Genomic DNA, 402 nt, shown 5'->3' with positions numbered 1-402 from the left:
GGTGGCACCCTGACAGGTGTCGGCCATGCGTGTCAGACCAAGATTAATCCCATCCGCCAGGATCACCGTCAGCGGTGTCGGCCATGCGTGTCAGACCAAGATTAATCCCATCCGCCAGGATCACCGTCAGCAGGGCGTATTTGTCATCCTCGACACGTCTGGAACGGCGATGGGTAAAGCAGTCGGTGAAGCTGATCCAGCGGTCCACTTCTCTTCCACAGCAGGGGGTGTAATTGCTTTCAGAGGCGAAATCACAAGACCATGTGCATCAAGCCGGACCTGTGACAACTCGCCCTTCCTGGCAAGAGCCGTCACCCGGTGCAGCGCGGTTTCCAGCCTGTGACAACTCGCCCTTCCTGGCAAGAGCCGTCACCCGGTGCAGCGCGGTTTCCAGCACTGCAC

1 pseudogene is annotated in these 402 nt (G+C 59.2%); it reads right to left on the bottom strand.

Going from position 1 to position 402, the window contains the following annotated elements:
* Positions 1–336, bottom strand: a pseudogene (locus KP705_RS21615) (Tn3 family transposase); the annotation flags it as partial.
* Positions 337–402 lie beyond the last annotated feature (66 nt).

This window comes from Gluconobacter sp. P1D12_c (assembly GCF_018812105.1).
Lineage (GTDB): Bacteria > Pseudomonadota > Alphaproteobacteria > Acetobacterales > Acetobacteraceae > Gluconobacter > Gluconobacter oxydans_A.
This window is presented reverse-complemented; position numbering and strand designations above follow the sequence as displayed.